The 15,111-nt window shown below is 70.2% G+C and carries 16 protein-coding genes; 11 read left to right on the top strand and 5 right to left on the bottom strand.

Features of this window, described 5'->3' with window-relative positions; genetic code table 11:
* Positions 1 to 344: hypothetical protein (locus AB1609_00200; protein ID MEW6044896.1), on the top strand; the 344-nt coding region annotated here is incomplete at its 5' end.
* On the opposite strand, the gene AB1609_00195 is transcribed toward AB1609_00200, so the two are convergent.
* On the bottom strand, positions 341 to 1,678 hold the full coding sequence (locus AB1609_00195) for a glutamate-1-semialdehyde 2,1-aminomutase (protein MEW6044895.1): 1,338 nt from the start codon (positions 1,676 to 1,678) through the stop codon (positions 341 to 343). The genes AB1609_00200 and AB1609_00195 overlap by 4 nt on opposite strands.
* 87 nt (positions 1,679 to 1,765) lie before the next feature.
* Between AB1609_00195 and AB1609_00190 the strand changes: the two genes are divergently transcribed.
* The 4 genes from AB1609_00190 to AB1609_00175 all read left to right on the top strand — a co-directional run bounded on the left by AB1609_00190 (position 1,766) and on the right by AB1609_00175 (position 5,618).
* Complete coding sequence (locus tag AB1609_00190) at positions 1,766 to 2,266, top strand: hypothetical protein (GenBank protein ID MEW6044894.1); 501 nt, start codon at positions 1,766 to 1,768, stop codon at positions 2,264 to 2,266.
* 33 nt (positions 2,267 to 2,299) lie between these two features.
* Positions 2,300 to 3,448 carry a M42 family metallopeptidase gene (locus tag AB1609_00185; GenBank protein ID MEW6044893.1) on the top strand — a complete coding sequence of 383 codons (1,149 nt, stop codon included), beginning with the start codon at positions 2,300 to 2,302 and terminating at the stop codon, positions 3,446 to 3,448.
* Entirely contained in the window at positions 3,438 to 4,529 is a 1,092-nt protein-coding gene (locus AB1609_00180; GenBank protein MEW6044892.1) for a M42 family metallopeptidase, read from the top strand. Before AB1609_00185 ends, AB1609_00180 begins: the two co-directional genes overlap by 11 nt.
* 78 nt (positions 4,530 to 4,607) lie before the next feature.
* Positions 4,608 to 5,618: a M42 family metallopeptidase gene (locus AB1609_00175; GenBank protein MEW6044891.1), complete on the top strand. Its 1,011-nt coding sequence runs from the start codon at positions 4,608 to 4,610 to the stop codon at positions 5,616 to 5,618.
* A 10-nt stretch (positions 5,619 to 5,628) separates the two neighbouring features.
* Here AB1609_00175 and AB1609_00170 read toward each other — a convergent pair whose 3' ends face one another.
* The gene (locus AB1609_00170; protein MEW6044890.1) at positions 5,629 to 5,799 is read right to left on the bottom strand and encodes a hypothetical protein; all 171 of its coding nucleotides are present in this window, start codon (positions 5,797 to 5,799) and stop codon (positions 5,629 to 5,631) included.
* A 63-nt stretch (positions 5,800 to 5,862) separates the two neighbouring features.
* Between AB1609_00170 and AB1609_00165 the strand changes: the two genes are divergently transcribed.
* On the top strand, positions 5,863 to 6,633 hold the full coding sequence (locus tag AB1609_00165) for an SDR family NAD(P)-dependent oxidoreductase (protein ID MEW6044889.1): 771 nt from the start codon (positions 5,863 to 5,865) through the stop codon (positions 6,631 to 6,633).
* A gap of 29 nt (positions 6,634 to 6,662) precedes the next feature.
* Here AB1609_00165 and AB1609_00160 read toward each other — a convergent pair whose 3' ends face one another.
* Together AB1609_00160 and AB1609_00155 are read right to left on the bottom strand one after the other, a co-directional pair.
* The gene (locus AB1609_00160; GenBank protein MEW6044888.1) at positions 6,663 to 7,232 is read right to left on the bottom strand and encodes a hypothetical protein; all 570 of its coding nucleotides are present in this window, start codon (positions 7,230 to 7,232) and stop codon (positions 6,663 to 6,665) included.
* A gap of 32 nt (positions 7,233 to 7,264) precedes the next feature.
* Positions 7,265 to 8,575: a tetratricopeptide repeat protein gene (locus AB1609_00155; GenBank protein MEW6044887.1), complete on the bottom strand. Its 1,311-nt coding sequence runs from the start codon at positions 8,573 to 8,575 to the stop codon at positions 7,265 to 7,267.
* A gap of 165 nt (positions 8,576 to 8,740) precedes the next feature.
* Between AB1609_00155 and AB1609_00150 the strand changes: the two genes are divergently transcribed.
* The gene (locus tag AB1609_00150; protein ID MEW6044886.1) at positions 8,741 to 9,079 is read left to right on the top strand and encodes a hypothetical protein; all 339 of its coding nucleotides are present in this window, start codon (positions 8,741 to 8,743) and stop codon (positions 9,077 to 9,079) included.
* Here the strand turns inward: AB1609_00150 and AB1609_00145 are convergent.
* Positions 9,009 to 10,793: a tetratricopeptide repeat protein gene (locus tag AB1609_00145; GenBank protein ID MEW6044885.1), complete on the bottom strand. Its 1,785-nt coding sequence runs from the start codon at positions 10,791 to 10,793 to the stop codon at positions 9,009 to 9,011. The genes AB1609_00150 and AB1609_00145 overlap by 71 nt on opposite strands.
* A 136-nt stretch (positions 10,794 to 10,929) precedes the next feature.
* On the opposite strand from AB1609_00145, the gene AB1609_00140 reads away from it, so the two are divergent.
* From AB1609_00140 to galU, 4 genes are all read left to right on the top strand, one after another.
* The gene (locus AB1609_00140) at positions 10,930 to 11,955 is read left to right on the top strand and encodes a hypothetical protein (GenBank protein MEW6044884.1); all 1,026 of its coding nucleotides are present in this window, start codon (positions 10,930 to 10,932) and stop codon (positions 11,953 to 11,955) included.
* 12 nt (positions 11,956 to 11,967) lie between these two features.
* Positions 11,968 to 12,492 carry a hypoxanthine phosphoribosyltransferase gene (hpt, locus tag AB1609_00135; GenBank protein ID MEW6044883.1) on the top strand — a complete coding sequence of 175 codons (525 nt, stop codon included), beginning with the start codon at positions 11,968 to 11,970 and terminating at the stop codon, positions 12,490 to 12,492.
* 604 nt (positions 12,493 to 13,096) lie between these two features.
* Positions 13,097 to 14,161, top strand: coding sequence for a dipeptidase (locus AB1609_00130; GenBank protein ID MEW6044882.1), 1,065 nt, complete (start codon positions 13,097 to 13,099; stop codon positions 14,159 to 14,161).
* A gap of 6 nt (positions 14,162 to 14,167) precedes the next feature.
* Positions 14,168 to 15,094, top strand: a complete 927-nt coding sequence (galU, locus tag AB1609_00125) for a UTP--glucose-1-phosphate uridylyltransferase GalU (protein ID MEW6044881.1) — start codon at positions 14,168 to 14,170, stop codon at positions 15,092 to 15,094.
* Positions 15,095 to 15,111: the final 17 nt, after the last annotated feature.

The raw sequence follows: 15,111 nt of genomic DNA, 5'->3' as shown, positions 1-15,111 counted from the left end.
CTTCCGGCCGCGAGGTGGCGGCATCCGGGGGGCTTGCGCGGGTGGTCGCCGCCGAAAGCGTCCATGAGGCATCACCGCAGCGCGGCGGCGTCCCGCTGTGGGCCGAACCTCCCGAAGAGCCCGTTGGGCCTGAGGTGGCGAAGGCCGGAGAGCGCCTGCTCCATGCGCTGGCGCACGGGGATCCGGCTGCACTCGGCGACACCATCCAGGCGCTCGCGGGCGCTTTGGTGCGGGAGGCCGCGCCCGGCGCCCGGCTGGTGATGGGCGGCGCGCCTCACCCGTCTGAAGGCGCGGCCGTGGAGCCGGTGGTGGCGCTCTGCCGCTTGGGCCGCCGGACCCGTTAGCCCGACGCCACCGCCTGGAAGGCCACGTTCACCGCCTCAAGGGTCTTTTCCACCTCCAGTTCGGTGTGCGCGGCCGACACGAACCACACCTCGTAAGGCGACGGGGGCAAGAGGACGCCCCTGGACAGCATGGCTTTGAAGAAGGTGGCAAACGCGCGCGCGTCGGCACGCTGCGCGCCTGCGAAGTCATACACGTCCGGCTCGGCGGTGAAGAAGATCGAGACGGCCCCTCCCCGCTGGTGCACGACGACCGGCAAGTCGTGGCGGGCGGCAAGCCGCCGCACCCCGCCTGCCAGTTCCCCTCCCAGGCGCGCCAGACGGCCGTAAAGTCCGGCGTCCGCGGTCAGAAGGTCGAGCGTAGCCAGTGCCGAGGCCACGGACAGAGGGTTGCCCGCCCACGTGCCGTCCTGGTACACGGGGCCGAGCGGCGCCACCTGCTCCATGATCGCCCTCCGGCCGCCGTATCCGCCGATGGGAAGACCGCCGCCGATGATCTTGCCGAACGCGACGAGGTCGGGCTCGACGCCCAGCTCCGGGTAGATGGGCCCGGGGCGGAAGCGGAACGCCGTGATCACCTCGTCGAAGATGACAACCGCCCCGGCTGAGCGCGCCGCGTAGCTTGCGCGCTGGAGGAAGCCGGGCAGGGGCTCGACAAGCCCGAAGTTGCCCACGATGGGTTCCACGAGAAGGCAGGCGGCCTCGTGCCCGCGCTCGGCGAAGAAGCGTTCGACCTGGTCGGCGTCGTTATAGGGCAGCGTCACGACGTCGGCCTTCACCCCGTCGGGAATCCCGGCGCTCTCGTCGAGGCCGAGCGTGGAAGCTCCAGAGCCGGCGCCCACCAGCACCGCGTCGAAGTGCCCGTGGTAGCTGCCGGCGAACTTCACCATGAGCCGCCTGCCGGTAAAGGCCCGCGCCAGCCGCACGGCCGTCATCACCGCCTCGGTGCCGGAGGCCGTGAAGCGGACCCGCTCGCAGACGCCGAACAGCTCCTTGATCCGTTCGGCCAGCCGCACCTCGAGTTCGTGGCAGGCGCCGAACAGCACCCCCCCAGCTTGCGCTTCCTCCACCGCCCGGCGCAGTTCGGGGCGAGCGTGTCCGAGGATCAGGGCGCCGAACGCCTGCACGTAGTCGATGTAGGCGCGCCCGTCCACATCGAAGAGGTAGGGGCCTTCCCCGCGCGCGATGTAGGGGGGCGCGCCGCCGCCAACCGCCTCGAACCCCCGGGAGGGGCTGTTGACCCCGCCGGCGAGGGCCGCCCGCGCACGTTCGTACAGAGCCCGGGAACGGGGGCCGACCTCCAGGCCACTGTCCCGGACTTCCGGTGTTGGTTGCACGCTTGTCTTCCTTCTTTCCCAGGGCTGCCAGAAGGTGGCGCCCCCTGCAAATCGAAGGCTTCTCCGCCGGAGAAGGGAGCTACCAGGATGCGGTTACTTTGGTCCCGCCACTGCCCGCTCCTGCCAGGGAGGGGCGCGCCTTTTCTGGCAAAGGTATGGATGGTGGCGGCAGCGCTGGCGCTGGCCGGAGGCGCACCGGGCCTCCCGGCCCGGGCGGCGGGCGAGGCTGAGCCGCCGGCCCGCCTGTCGGTCGAGGTGTTCAAGTTGGGCGGCGGCGTGCGGGCCTACGTGACGCCACAACTCGCCCTCAGCGCGCTGGCCGAGTCGAAGGGCGAGGGCACCCAGAGCACCGGCTACGCCCACGTGGGCCTCGTGCTGATCTCGGCGCGAGAGTTCTACGACTGGGAAACGTACGGCGGTGCCGGTGCAACGTACGAGATCCCCGCGCAGGGGCCTGTCGGCGGGGGAGTGTGGCGACCCTACCTGCAGGTAGGCGCGCAGTTTGACATCTTCTTCCTGGAATACCACCTGACGCTCGACCGGAAGCCGGGCGGATGGCTGCGATACGGCGTACGCATCGTCATCTGACGGGCGGATCAGAGGGGGTCTTCTGGCACGGGAATGGGACATCCTCACGGGAGTACGGGCCACGCCGGCGGGCCGGCGCAACAGGCGCCGGGTGAACGTGACCCGCTGGCGGCGTTTCTTTGGCGGCTGTCGGAGGCCGTCGGGGTCTCGGGCCATGAGGAGGGCGTGGCGGCCCTGGTGGCCCTGCAGCTTTCCGGCCTGGCCGACGAGGTGCGCACCGACCGGCTGGGCAACTGCATCGCGTTGCGCCGGGGACAGCCGGCCACCGAGGACCGGCGCTTTTCCGTGATGTTTGCCGCCCACATGGACGAGATCGGGATGCTGGTCAACGGCATCGAGAAAGGCGGCTTCTTGAGGGTGGCCGCGGTGGGGGGCACCAACGTTCAGACCCTGCTGGGCCAGCGGGTGGTCGTCCACACGGACGGCGGGCCCCTTCCCGGGGTGATCGGCCTCAAACCGCCGCACCTCACCTCTGAGGAGGAGCGCAAGAAGTTCCCCAAGTGGGAGGAGCTCTTCGTCGACTGTGGCCTCACGGAAGAAGAGGCGCGGCAGCGCATCGTGGTCGGGGACGTCATCACCATTGCCCAAAGCCCGCAGCAACTGATGCAGGGGCGCTTTGCCGGCAAGGCTCTCGACAACCGGGCAAGTGTGGCGGCGCTTGCCGAGGCGATGCGCCACCTGCACCGGCTGCGCCACGACGCCGACGTCTTCGCCGTCGCCACCGTGCAAGAGGAGGTCGGGCTGCGAGGGGCCGCGGTGGGGGCGTTCGCCGTCAACCCCGACGTGGCCGTCGCCATCGACGTGACGTTTGCCCGGCAGCGGCTGGTCAGCGAGGAGGTCGTGGAACTCGGGAAGGGGCCGGCCATCGCCACGGGCCCCAACTTCCATCCCCGCATCTTCGAACGCCTCGTCGCCGCCGCGAAGGAGCACGGCGTTGCCTACCAGGTGGAGGTCATCCCGGGTAGGTCCGGGACCGATGCGTGGGCGATTCAGGTGAGCCAGGCGGGCATTCCCACGGGGCTCGTCTCCGTCCCGCTGCGCTACATGCACTCGCCGGTCGAAGTGGTGGACCTGTCGGACATCCGGCAGACCGGCAGGCTCCTGGCGAGCTTCGTGGCCGGCCTGCGCCGGGAAGACGTGGAGGCCCTCACCCGCTGGGAGGTCGGTGCGGATGAGCACTGAAACGGCACAGGCCTCCGAGATGATCGAGACCCTGAGGGAGCTCTCAGGCGCCCCGGGTGTCTCGGGCGCCGAGGACGCAGTGCGGCGGATCGTGGTCCGCAAAGCCCGGTCGCTTCTGCGCGACGGCGATCGCATCGAAACCGACGCCCTGGGCAATGTCATCGTATGGCGCCGGCCGGCCACGGGGCCGGGCAACTCCACGGCGCCCGTGATGCTGACGGCCCACATGGACGAGGTGGGGCTTCTCATCTCGTCCATCGACGGTGACGGCACCCTGCGCTTCAAGAAGGTGGGCGGCATCGACGACCGCGTCCTACCCGGCAAGGCGGTGCGAATCGGCCCCGGGCAGGTGCCGGGGGTCATCGGCGTAAAGCCCATCCACCTCCAGAAGCCCGACGAGCGGGGCCGGGCCGAGGAGGCGTCGGCGCTCTTCATCGACATTGGCGCCGAGACGCGCGAACAGGCCGAGAAGGCCGTCAAGGTGGGGGACTGGGCCGTCTTTGCCACCGAGTTTGCGGCGCTGGGGTCCCGCAGGGTGTCGGGGAAGGCGCTGGACGACCGGGTGGGCTGCACGGTGCTGCTCGAGGTGCTGAAGGGGGAATACCCCGTCCCGGTCGCCGGGGTCTTCACGGCGCAGGAGGAGGTGGGTGCTCGCGGCGCCGGGGCGGCGGCCTTTCGCCTTTCGCCGGGCCTGGCTCTGGTGCTGGAGGGCACCACCTGTGCCGACATCCCCGGCAGCGAGGCGCACGAGGAAGCGACGCGGCTGGGAGCCGGGCCTGCCCTCAGCGTGATGGACCAGACTTCCATCGCCGCCCCGCAGGTGGTGCGGGCGCTGGTGAAGGCGGCCGAGCGACATGGCATCCCCTACCAGTGGAGGCGCACGACGGCCGGCGGCAACGACGCCGGGCCCATCCACACGAGCCGCGCAGGGGTTTTGTCCGCCTCGGTTTCGGTTCCCTGCCGGTACATCCATGGCCCGGTCGCCGTAGCCGATCTGGGCGACGTGGAGACGGCGATCCGGCTTGTCAGCAGCTTCTTGAGGGAACTGCCGCAAAGCGGGTTGCTCGGCGGCACGCGCTGAGGCGCCCGCCGGCCGGCACTGCAGCTCGAACGCGAAAGGAGCGGCCCAAAGGATACGGCCATGAATACCGACACCGGGATGACCCTACAACAGCGGATAAGCCGCCTGGCCGAGCTTACCGGCCCGTCAGGCCACGAGGAGCCGGTGCGCGAGGAGATCCGCCGCCAGCTCGCTGGGGCGGTGGACGAAATCTGGGAGGATTCCCTGGGAAATCTCTACGCGGTCAAGAAGCCGGGGGGCCAGGGATCCGGCCGAAAGATCATGCTCGCCGCCCACATGGACGAGATCGGCATCATGGTCACCCACATCGACGATCAGGGCTTCCTGCGCTTTGCGCCCGTTGGCGGGGTCTCCCCCGCCGTCCTGCTCGGCCAGCGCGTGGTCTTCGCCGGCGGGACGGTGGGCGTCATCGGCAGCGAGCACCTGGATGACATCAAGGACCTCAAGCACGAGCGCCTGTTCATCGACATCGGGGCGGATAGTGCGGACCGGGCAAAGGAACTGGTGCAGATCGGCGACGTGGCGGTCTACCAGCGGCCCGCGCAGGTGATGGGCAGGCGGCTGGTGGGCAAAGCCCTCGACGACCGCGTCGGGTGTGCGGTCGTGGTGGAGGTGCTGGTGCGGCTGGGTTCCTCGTCGCTTCACGAGGTGTACGGGGTTTTCACCGTACAGGAGGAGGTGGGGGCTCGGGGAGCCCGGCCGGCGGCGTTCCGGCTGGCGCCTGATGTGGCGGTGGCGGTGGACGTGACCGCGAGCGCCGACACGCCCAAGGCGCGGACGCTGCCGATGGCGCTTGGCAAGGGAGCCGCCATCAAGGTGAAGGACAATTCGGTCATCACGCACCCGAAGCTGCGCCGGCTGCTGGTGGAACGGGCCCGGGAGCACGGCGTACCGTTCCAGATGGAGGTGCTGGATTTCGGCGGCACCGACGCCGGGCCCATTCACACCAGCCGGGACGGGATTCCGTCGGCAGTGGTCTCCATTCCTACCCGCTACCTGCACACGCCGGGCGAGGTGATCGATCTCGGCGACGCCCGGGCCTCGGTGGACCTGCTGGTGAAGGTGCTGCAGGGCGAGATCCGCATCTGAGGCCCAGGCGCTAAACGTTGACGAGGGTAAACAGGCGGCGGGCACCTCGAGCGCGGTCACGCTCGCGCTGGCCGGCAGCCCGCATCCACAGCCCGACGGCCCCGACGGCGAGGGCTATCGCCGCGGCACGACGCCACCACACGGCGATCTTGGCACCCCCTTCGGGGAGAGCTTGCCCCATCCGGTCAGCGTCCATGCCGGCGGGTGGCCCGGGGAAAGAGGACAAGAGGTCAGGTGAGCGTGGGTGGATCTGGAGCTTTCCGGAAAGGCAGCGGTGGTCGTGGGGGCCAGCCGCGGGATCGGGCTGGCGATCGCCACGGCCCTCGGGCGAGAGGGCTGCCGCCTGGGGCTCGTGGCCCGCGGTGTCCCGGCGCTTGAAACGGCCGCCCGCGAACTCCGTGCCGAAGGCCTCGACGTGCTGGCCATCCCGGCGGACGCGGCCTGTGCCGAACAGATGGAGCAGGCGCTTACCCGTGCCGCCGGCCACTTCGGGGGGCTGGACGTCCTGGTTTACAATGCGGGCGGGGCCGGCGGCGGGGGCCTCTTTGAGACCTCGGACGAGGTCTGGCGGGATGCCTTCGAACTGAACGCCGTGGCCGCCGCCCGGGCCATCAGGCTGGCCGTGCCTCACATGGAGTCGCGGGGCGGGGGCGCCGTGGTGCTGGTCGCCTCCATCTGGGGCCGCGAGAGCGGCGGGCGCCCCGCCTATAATGCCGCCAAGGCCGCCGAGATCAGCATCGCGAAGCAACTGGCCATAGAGCTGATCCGCCGGGGCATCCGGGTGAACTGCGTGGCGCCGGGCTCGATCCTGTTCCCGGGCGGGTCCTGGGACCGACGGCTGAAAGCCGACCCGGAGGGGATCCGCCGGTTCGTGGAACGCGAGATCCCGGCCGGACGTTTTGGAACCCCGCAGGAGGTCGCCGAGGTGGTTGCCTTTCTCGCCTCTCCCCGGGCGCGCTGGATCGTGGGGGCCTGCATCCCGGTCGACGGCGGGCAATCCCGGTCCAATATCTGACGGACGCCCGGGCCCGCTGCTCGGGAGGCTCAGGCGCCCGTAGCCCTGCCTGTGGCCTGGACGGTCTCGGCGGCGCCGGCCGCTTCCTCTTTCTGCACCGCATTCGCCGGCGCGCTCGCCGGTGCCGGGGCCGGCGAAGCAGGGGTCCGGCTCGCCGGCGCGGTGGCCGCGGTCAGCGGTACCGAACGGCGGGGCGGCACGGCAATCAGCGCTCCGATGCCCATGAAGGCGGCAGTGGTCAGCACCCAGAGGGCGACCCGCACCCAGGGTGCGCCGATGGGCATGGCGCCCACCGCGTACATGAACAGGGCGTACAGGGCAACGATCCCGAACGCCACCAGGAGGGTCGTGACGGTCCATGCCACCCGCTGCCGGCGCCCAAGGCGCTCCGCCCGGCCGGAGGCCTTTGGCTGTTGCGAGTATGCGTGGCGGAAATCGTAGTAGCCCGTGGGGCATCCGTTGGGGCACGAGTACCGATGGACGTTCTCGTACCGGCGCGGGCGCCCCTCGCCATCCGGCGTCGAGTAGGTCACGATCTCCAGCTGCATGGGCGTGCCGCAGATACGGCACACCGGGCGATGCTGCCACGCAAGGCGCAACTTGCTTCCCCCCAAGCTCCCCTCTGTATTGGCTACGAAGTGCCGGCCCGTTCGTACAGCGCAACGGCCCGGGCCAAAAACTCGCTGGCGCGGGCGTGTTCTCCCTGCGCCCTCAGGACGCGGCCGAGTTCAGAGCACGCGGCCGCCAGCTCCCGGCTCATCCCTGCGGACTCCGAGGCCGACACGGCCAGCTCCAGATCCTGCCTTGCCTCATCCAGACGATCGAGGCGCGCCAGGATCTGCCCCCTCAGCAACAGCAACTGTACCCTGGCGCTCTCGACGGCGGGATCTTCGAGCGCCTGCCCCGCCTTTTCCAGCGCCTCGCCCGTGCGGCCCTGCTCCCAGAGCATCCGCACCAGGTCCACCTGCAGCCGCCCCGTAGCCTCCCGGTCGCCCGTCTCCCGGTAGCGCCGCGCAGCCTCCGACAGCACGTCCACGGCCCGTGGGCCTTCTCCCTGGCTCTGCAACAGCTCTGCCTGTCGCTCAAGCGCCAGGGCTTCGATCCCCCGAAGGCGAAGCGCCCGGCCGAGACCCTGCGCCTGCTCCAGCGCCTGGCCGGCCCGAGCCGGTTCGCCCGCGGCCCGATAGCAGTCCGCGAGCGCAACCAAGACCTCGCCGGGCATAATATAGCAGTTTTGTCGACCGTACTGATCCCACAGCGCCTCGAGGACCGGGCGAGCCTCGGCCGTGCGCCCCGTCCGGGCGTACGCTACCGCCCGGCAGGCCCGGACGAAGGAAGCCGGCCGGCCACCTTCGGCCTCGAGCTCCGCCAAGAGCCGGTCGCACTCGTCCAGGGCCACAACCGCCTCGTCCCAGCGTCCGGCCCGCGCCAGCACACACCCCAGGGCGGCGAGCACGAGGCCCAGAGCACGGGATGACCCCCCGGCCTTGAGCGCCTGTATGGCCTGCTGTACGCGGCGGCTACCCTCCTGGAGGTCACCCCCGAGCATGGCAAGGAGTCCCCGCACGGCCTCCAGCCGCGGGGCCAGATCCTCGCCGGTGCGCTTGAGATCCCCTCCGGCCGAATCGGCGACTCGCCGCACAAGCTCCTGCGCCGCGCCTGCATCCTGCTCCACCAGCCGGATGAGGGCGCGGTCGACCAGCGCCGCGGCCTGACCGTCGGGGGACGTCTCCTGCGGGGTCTCCTCGAGGAAGTAGGCCACCGGCCTGTAGAGGCGGGAGGCGATGAGTTCGAGGGACTTGAGCGAGGGCATGACGATGCCCTTCTCGAGCTGGCTGATGAAGCCGCGGGTGAGCTCCCGGCCGGCAAGTTCCTGCTGGGTCATGCCGAGCTCTTCCCGGCGGCGCCGGATCCGCTGCCCGATTCGGGCCTGAAGCTCCACCGCTCTCCCCCTCCGGCCCAAGAGGCGTGCAGCCGTCTTCGAGCGGGCCGGGCATCCGACCGTTATACTATCACTGTCCACTGCCCGATCGGTACAGTAAATCGGAGAAAGGCAGCGCTATCTAACACCCGGCGCCGTCCGGCCCCGGAGGGAGGGTGACGCGGCGTGACGGCCGACGAGCTATGGGAGCGCTACTCAGAACTCTCCTCGGACGAACCCCTGACGCTCGAGGAGTTCCTCGCAATGGCGGTCTCGGGCCGGTTCGGCGAGCGGCCGGAGCCGGACACCATCGAGCGTTTCCTTCGGCGGGTCGAGGGCCTGATCCTGGCCAACATCGAGACGAAGCTGGAGGAGTCGCCGCAGTTCCACGCAATGCGGGACGACGCGGTCGAGCGAACGCAGGCCATGATCGCCGGCCTGCTCGCTCGCTACGCTAAAGGCCCTGCGGACCCGAACCGCGGCGGCGCGGCGGCCCCACCTGGCGGCGGCGGTCAGGCCGGGTAAGGACCTCGAACGCCCGCTGGCGGAGGCTTCTGGTGTTGACGTTGCGGGGGTCCAGGGCCAGGGCCCGGTCCAGCACCTCCAGAGCGCTGCGGGCGGCGCCCTTGCGCAGGTAGCAGGCTCCCAGCACCCGGAGCACCTGGGGGTCGTCGGGCGCGATGGCCTGGGCGCGGCGGGCCATGCGGAGGGCTTCGCCAACGCGGTTCTGGCGCAACATGACCCCGGCAAGCCCTGCGAGCCCCTCAACGTAACCGGGAAGGCGGGCGGCGCTCGACCGGTAAGCGGCCTCGGCATCCCGCAGCCTGCCTCCTCTGGCGAACAGGCGGCCAACTTCCGCCCAGAGTTTCGGCTGCCCGAGGCCCAGCCGCAGAGCGGTCAGAAGGGCTGCTGCCCCCTCGAGCCACCGCTTCTCCCGGGCCAGGCTCTCGCCAAGGCCGTGCCACGCGGAGGCGCGTGTCTGGCGGCTCCGGGCAGAAGTGCAGGCGTGCGTGAAAAACACCCTGGACTCTCGGGCGTATCCGGACTCCAGGAGTTCCCATCCGGCCTCGAGCGCCACACCGTCCTCCTGCGTTCCCGCACGCAGGCCCTTCGACCGCCGCGCTGCCTTTGCCAGCTCCAGGGCCCGGGTGAAGTACGCCAGGGCCCGGGCGGCGCTGCCCTTGCGCAGGGCGATGCGGCCCATGCTGACGAGCGCCTCCGTGTCGGCCGCTCCGAGGTCGTCCAGCCTCTTGAGCAGCCGCTCCGCCTCTCTGAGGGCCCCGCGCGCCTCCAGCAGCCGGCCCAACCCGCTCAGCGCCTCCGGGTTGTCAGGGTGGTCGCCCAGGACGGACCTGAACGCCCGTTCCGCCGCGGCGACCCGGCCCTGCCTCGCGCGGATGCGCGCCACCCCCAGCCGCGCCTCCAGGTCAAGGGGGCAATCCGCGAGAATGCGCCAGTAGCGCTGCAGGGCAAGGCGCAACAACCCCCGGCGCAGGCTCGCCTGGGCATCCATCAGGTAGTAGCGCCGTTCTGCAGCACTCAGGGGCAGCGCGTCACGGGGTGCGAGGGGCCTGGCCTCGTCGGAGTCGGCGATGAGATCGCGGAAGAACTGCGGTTGCAGCCGCCCCATCAGAGCCCTCCAGGCGCGGTCGGAGTATCGCGGCCGCAGCCGCACCAGCGGCCGCAGGAGGTCCTGGGCGCTGGAAGGCAGGACGAAACAGCACGTCGCCAGGTGCCAGCGGCCCCTCCACCGCAGGAGCCGGGTCCAGATGACGTCCCCCCTGGCGAGCCGGCGTGCCGCCGCGGGCTCCTCCACCCAGACGGCGCCCGCGCCCGTTTCGCCGGAGCGCCGCTCGCCGGGCGCCGGGAAGACGCTGAGCCACATGCCTCCGGACCCGAAGCCCACCACCTCGAAGAACCCCGGCACGCTCTCCGCCAGGTCGAAAAAAGCTCGCCGCTGATCCGCGGAGAGGGCCGGCGAGGCGAGGGCGTACTGCCGGGCCGGCGTCTCGCCGGAACTCATGGGCCGGTCGAAGAGGAACCACTCCACGAACAGCGCGCCGGTGGATCCGCCGGGGATCTCCCGTGCTTGCGCATCAGGGCCGAAGAACTCACTGAAAGCCTGAGGCAGCTCGCGGGCCGGAGGCCCCATCTGAGCGTACCGTACGAGCTGCTGCACGGCCTGCCGGGGCGACTGGGCGGCGTCCAGGCCCTCATGGGACGTTGCCGGGATCGACATCGAGCTTGACACTTCCTTACCGGCGGATCAGTCTGTCGGCCACCGCGCCTGGCCGGTGGCGTTGTTCCTGGCCCTGCGTCGTGCCGTTTCATTCTAACAAAGTGGCGCCGTCCCTGCCGCACCGGCCGGCGACGGGGTGGCGGCCCGCGCGGTGTGCTATGATGGGGTGGAGTTGGAAAAGAACGTGGTTTCCCTGGTTCTGGCGGGACTTCGAGGGTCGCTCGCCGAGCAGGTGGCGGCCCTGGTGGCGTCCCGAACGGGATGGCGGATTGAGGGCCGTACGCCCGGGTCGGCGGCCACGGGCGAGCAGGAAGGTATTATCTACCTCGGCTGGGGCGCAAGCCCTGCAGGCACGGGCGGTGTCGACCCGCTGCCGGCCAGGGATACCCGCCCGGGGCCGGTGCTGCGGGTGCTCCTCACCGCCCCCTGGGGTACCCGGGTGCGGCGCATCGCCGCCGAAGCGGGAGTTGGCGAACTCCTGGCCGCCGGCATGGCGGCCACGGAAGAAAGTCAGCAGGATCGGGCGGCGCGGCTTTCCGGCTGGGCGGTGGCGGAAGCGCCCGCGCGCTTCGACCTGGTGATTAACACCGAGCGCCTCTCCGCCCAGGCTGCGGCGGACCTGATCGTGGCCGCCATCGCCGCTGTGCGGCTTGAAACCGGGGCGGTGCCCCCTTCTGCCGCCGGGACGGAAGCTGCATACCCCGCTTCAGCGTCCGTTGCGGCTGCGCCGGCCCCGCTACCCGCGGCTGTTCAGCCGCCGACGGTCACCCTGGACGCCTCCGGAGCCCCCCAACCCATCCACCACCCTCCGGAGGTGGGGGTTCGCCCCAACTTCGCGCACCCGAGCGAGGAAGAGTTCGCACGGATGCTGGACTTCTACCGGGTGGCGTGGCAGTACGAGCCGACGACGTTTCCCCTGGAATGGGACGAACAGGGCAGGGTGACGTCGGCGTTCACGCCGGACTTTTACCTGCCCGAGTGGAATCTGTACGTGGAACTGACCACCATGAAGCAGAGCCTGGTCACCCGCAAGAACCGCAAAGCGCGCCGCCTCAAGGAACTCTACCCTCGGGTGAACATCAAGGTGCTCTACGGCCGGGATTTCGAGCGGCTGGCAGCCAAGTTCGGGCGGGGCGCCGCACAGGCCGCAGGAAGGGGTTAACGGACTCCACCGGTGGCAGAGGTCGGGCGCATCGTCTACAACGAGCACACCATTCGCCGTAAGGTGCAGCAACTGGGGGAGGCCATCAGCCGGGACTACGACGGGCTCAACCCCGTGCTCGTCAGCGTGCTGAAGGGCGCCATCTACTTCGTAGCGGACCTGACGCGCGCCATCCGCGTACCCCTTCAGCTCGACTTCCTGGCCATATCCCGGTACGGGCAGAGTTCCGACGAGACGGGCGTGGTGCGGATCACCAAGGATCTCGACATCAACATCACGGGCCGGCACGTGCTGATGGTGGAGGACGTCATCGACACGGGGCTGACCCTCGGCTACCTCCTGCGCATCCTGGAAGGCCGGCGGCCCGCCAGCCTCTATGTCTGCACGCTCCTGGACAACCGGGCCCGCCGCCTGGTCGAACTCCCGATCCGCTACAGGGGTTTTCTGATGCCGGACGAGTTTTTGGTGGGCTACGGGCTCGACTGGCGGGAGGACTTCCGGCACCTGCCGTACCTCGCAGTCCTGGCCGAGCCCTGAGAGGCCGGGATGGCGCCCAAAAAAACCGCAGGGTTCCTTCCGCCCTTGAGCCCGCCCCGGCGGCTAGCCGGCCCCGGCCGCTGGATCCATGCAGCAGAGGAGACCGGTTTCTTGAGAGAGCCCCGAGAAGACCTGGCGGCTTTCCGAAACGCACTGCCGGCGGCTCGCTTTCGCCCGCTGGCACCCGCTCTCCCGGCATCCCGGAAGCTCGGATAACCCTCGGGCCAGCCAGGCCTGCTCGGCCTTGCGCTCCGGATCCCCGGGCCTCCCCGCCGGCTCTCCCCGTCCCCCGGCCCATCCCTGCCGCCCCTTCTGGACGGCCCGTGAGCCTACCCGGATTGCCGGGGAGAACTGGCTGCGGTTGGAACCCTGCGACCGAAGCATACCATATGGAGGCGGGCCGGACGACCTCCGGTTTCCGGCAAATCCCGGCGGGAAGGTCCGGCGCGTTCGTCGGACTCTCTCGTACGCTCGCGGACGAAGGCGGATTGGTCCGTAAACGGTTCCAAAAACGAAGGCCTACCGCTGCGGGAGGGAGAGCCGGCCGCCCCCCTAATTATGTTCCTGAATGGCCCTATCGTGAGGGGAAGGGTTATCCAGAAGCATGGCTGACCATCTCGAACCTCCCCGGCAGGCTCACCAGGGCTACCGGGACCGCGCGCGGCGCGTCCACGCGCAGGCCCTGGTTTTCGACGCCCACGCCGACACCATCGCGATCGACGTCGTCGAGGGCCGCCGCCACCTTACCGATCGAGGGCGCGGCGGCCACGTGGACCTGGACCGCCTTCGATCCGGCGGCGTCACGATCCAGGTCTTCACGCTCTTCGTGCCGCCTGCCGTGCCGATCCCTTACAACGCCCTGCGGGCCCTCGCCATCCTCGACGCCCTGCACGCCGAGGTGGAGCGGGCACCTGACGCCTTTGTCTGGGTGCGCGAGGCCTCCCACCTTGACGAGGCACGCCGTCTCGATAGGACCGGCATCGTCGTCAGCCTGGAGGGGTGCGAGGTGCTGGCCGGCCAGTTGAGCATGTTGCGCACGTTTTACCGCCTTGGCGTACGGGCGGCCGGGTTGACGTGGAACGTGGCCAACGAGCTGGCCGACGGGGTGGGGGAGGCGCGCGGCGCCGGGCTCACCGGATTCGGCCGCGAGGTGGTGGCGGAGATGAACCGGCTCGGCATGGTGGTGGACGTGTCCCACCTCTCCGAGGCCGGTTTCTGGCAGGTGCTCGAGCTCAGCCGCCACCCCGTGATTGCTTCCCACTCCAACGCGCGGGCGCTGTGCGACCACGTGCGTAACCTGACGGATGCTCAGATCCGGGCGCTGGCCCAAAAGGGCGGCGTGATGGGGATCAACTTCTTCCCGGGCTTCCTGGTGGCCGAAGGGCCCGCACGCCTTTCGGACGTCGTCCGCCACATCGACTACGTGGTGCAGCTCGCGGGGCCGGACCACGTCGGGCTCGGGTCGGACTTCGACGGCATCTCCAGGGTGCCGGAGGGGCTGGAGGATCCGTCCCGCCTGCCCGCGCTCACCGAGGAGCTTGTCCGTCGCGGCTACGACGACGATACCATCCGCAAGGTCCTCGGGGGAAACTTCGCGCGGGTCTTCCGTCACGTTTTGTCAGACAGAGGCCCGGGGTCGCCGGACACCGGACCCGTCCAGGGGGAGTGAAGGCCGTTGCGGGTGAAGAAGGCGGTGATTCCTGCGGCTGGGCTGGGTACCCGCTTTTTGCCGGCCACCAAGGCACAGCCCAAGGAGATGCTGCCGCTGGTCGACACGCCGACCATCCAGTACATCGTGGAAGAGGCCGTCGCTTCGGGCATTGAGGACATCCTGATCATCACCGGCCGCAACAAGCGCGCCATCGAGGACCACTTCGACCGCTCCGTGGAGCTGGAGCTGGCGCTCAACGGCAGCCGCCGCGAGGATCTGCTCAAGGTGGTTCAGGACGTGTCAGAGATGGTCGACATTTACTACGTGCGCCAGAAGGAGCCCAGGGGCCTCGGGCACGCGGTCTGGTGCGCGCGCAAGTTCATCGGGTCCGACCCCTTCGCGGTGCTGCTCGGCGACGACGTGGTGCGTTCCGAGGTGCCGGCGCTCAGGCAGCTGCTGGACGTCTACGAGCGGGTCGGCGGCTCCGTTCTCGGGGTGCAGGAGGTGCCCCTGTCCGAGGTGAGCCGCTACGGGATCGTCAGGCCCCGCCCGGTCGGGGACCGGCTGTACGCCGTCGACGACTTCATCGAGAAGCCCCGCCCCGAGCAGGCCCCATCCCGCCTCGCGGTGCTGGGGCGTTACGTGCTGGAACCGGAGATCTTCGCGATTCTCGAACGGACCCCGCCCGGCGCGGGGGGCGAAATCCAGCTCACGGATGCGATCCGCAAGCTTGCTGAGACCCGGCCGGTGTACGCGTTCACCTTCGAGGGGCGGCGGTACGACGTCGGTGACAAGCTGGGCTTCCTGCAGGCCACGGTGGAACTCGCGCTGGAGCGGCCGGACCTGGGGCCGGCGTTTCGCGACTACCTGCTGGAGGTGACGGCCCGGCTGCGGCAGGGCGGCGGGGCGCTTCCGGCCGGGCAGGCGGGCAGGCCCGTCCAGGCTGAGTGAGAGGAGGCCGGGTGGTT

It is taken from the genome of Bacillota bacterium (genome assembly GCA_040754675.1).
Taxonomy (GTDB): Bacteria; Bacillota; Limnochordia; order Limnochordales; family Geochordaceae; genus Geochorda.
The sequence above is the reverse complement of the archived record's forward strand: the minus strand, read 5'-3'. Positions and strand labels throughout refer to the sequence as shown.